We start from the raw sequence: 2,143 nt of genomic DNA on the forward strand, positions 1-2,143 counted from the left end.
ATTCATGTTTCCGCGTAGGGCTGGTATATACATTGAAGCTACTTATTTAATAGTCGCTTAATTTAGCGTTATTACTTTATTAATTTGATACTAAACGAGGAGATGATGATGAATTGTTTGCAGTTTGATTCAAACGCTAAAAGACCTTTAACCCGCGTTTTAAAACCAACTTTTGCGATACTACTTACCGGTGTGTTACTACAAAATAGCGCACTGGCAAATGTAAAAGTTCAAATGCACCAAGTAACTAAGTCAGGCCAAGGGCAATCACTAGGTACTATTACACTAACAGAAAATGATAACGGCGTTGTTTTTACACCAAGTTTAAAAGGTTTAACACCGGGGCAGCATGGTTTTCATGTTCACCAATTTGCTAGTTGTGAACCCAAGAAAAAAGGCGAGAAAGTTGTGCCGGGGGGCGCCGCTGGTGGGCATTTCGATCCAAAAGCTAGCGAGCATCATGATGCTCCTTGGGGGGATGGTCATTTAGGCGATTTACCGGCGTTGTATGTAAATGAAAGTGGCCAAGCTAAATCGCCTGTTTTAGCACCAAGGCTCACGCTTGAAAAACTTAAACAACACGCAGTAATGATTCACGAAGGAAGTGATAACTATGCAGATAAGCCAAAGCCATTAGGTGGCGGTGGCAAACGTGTTGCTTGTGGCGTAATTGAGTAAATATAAGGAGAAAGTTATGCCATATCAAAATCGTGATGAATTACCTGAGTCGGTAAAAAGTAACTTACCTAAACATGCTCAAGACATATATCAAGAGGCGTTTAATAGTGCGTGGGATACCTACAAGGACCCAAGCGATAGAAAAAACGACGACGACCGCGAAACCACTGCGCACAAAGTGGCTTGGTCTGCGGTTAAAAATAGCTACAGTAAAAATGATAATGGAAATTGGGTTAAGTCGAGTAACTAGTTTTGATCAAACTAACAAAGCTAGAGCATTAAAAAGCCGCTACAGCATATTGTAGTGGCTTTTTTATAGAGCCCAGTGATTAATCACTTTTCTATTTATCCGTTAAACAATACTTTACGGCATGTTTGAGTAAAATTGGTAAGCAAAACCATAAGTACTGCTTTAAACACGAATGTGAGTTTGGTTTAAATTTGCGTTATTATTTATTTGTATTAGCCAATCAGAGAACACTTTGAATTATTTAGCTCATCTTTATTTAGCGCAGCCCACAGCCGATTCTCACTTTGGGAACCTGTTGGGTGACTTTGGTGGAAAAAGACATGTAAAGCACTTACCAAACACAGTTAAAAATGGCCTCGATAACCATTATTTAGTTGATAAATTTACCGACTCTCACCGCGCAGTTAAACACGCTAAACAATACTTTTCACCCGAGCGTAAACGCTTTGCTGGTGTGGCTATTGATGTGGTGTTTGATCACTTTTTAATTGTGCATTGGCAACGATTTAGCAAGCAACCTTTAAGTGATTTTAAGTACACCAGCTATCAGCTTTTAAATAACCGTATACCTGTTATGCCAGCGCGAATGCAGCATGTTGTAACAAGTATGACTAAAAACGATTGGTTTAAAGAGTACGAAACCGTTGAGGGAGTAGGGCTTGCGCTCGATAACATAGCCAAACGCATTCGTTTTACGAACACTTTTGCGGGCGCGGCTGATGACATAGCACAGTATTACGATGAATTAGAAGCCGTGTTTCTAGCGTTCTTCCCGGAGCTAATTAAGCATGTAAGTGAGTTTGACCTTGAAAGCACCCCAAAAAATGGCATAAAGCGCATTATTTAAAGTTTTCATCAATTGTTAATCTTTTGTGATAAGTTAAGGTGAAAAAAACGCTACTCTAATACAAATTAATTTTTGAGTGTTTTTAATGAATCGCAATTACTTGGCTATTGTGGGCTTTGCTGTTTTAGCGGCATTTCTATCTGGTTCTGTATTAGCTTTTGACTTCGACTTAAAATCGGTACGCACAACTATTTCAAATCCAAATACTAGCCATGCGTTAATATACGACGACTTGGCTGGGAGTAATCAAAAAACACTGTTTTCGTTAGAGCCCATAAATAACCAGCGTGTGGGTGTGTTTTTTGATATTAACGATATTGAAATTGGCTACTCTGCCGACATTTTTGAAGATGACGTTGAAACAAAAA

3 protein-coding genes and 1 pseudogene are annotated in these 2,143 nt (G+C 39.1%); all 4 read left to right on the top strand.

What is annotated here, in order from left to right; genetic code table 11:
- Positions 1–108: 108 nt before the first annotated feature.
- On the top strand, positions 109–678 hold the full coding sequence (gene sodC, locus H5072_RS17625; RefSeq protein WP_182694290.1) for a superoxide dismutase family protein: 570 nt from the start codon (positions 109–111) through the stop codon (positions 676–678).
- A gap of 16 nt (positions 679–694) precedes the next feature.
- Positions 695–928 (top strand): ChaB family protein, encoded by a 234-nt coding sequence (locus H5072_RS17630; protein ID WP_182694291.1) that lies wholly within the window; start codon positions 695–697, stop codon positions 926–928.
- 232 nt (positions 929–1,160) lie between these two features.
- A complete protein-coding gene (locus H5072_RS17635) occupies positions 1,161–1,775 on the top strand; it encodes an ACP phosphodiesterase (protein ID WP_182694292.1) in 615 nt (204 codons plus the stop codon).
- An 85-nt stretch (positions 1,776–1,860) separates the two neighbouring features.
- Positions 1,861–2,143, top strand: a pseudogene (locus H5072_RS17640) (hypothetical protein); the annotation flags it as partial.

The organism is Pseudoalteromonas sp. SR45-5, assembly GCF_014163565.1.
GTDB classification, from domain to species: Bacteria; Pseudomonadota; Gammaproteobacteria; order Enterobacterales; family Alteromonadaceae; genus Pseudoalteromonas; species Pseudoalteromonas distincta.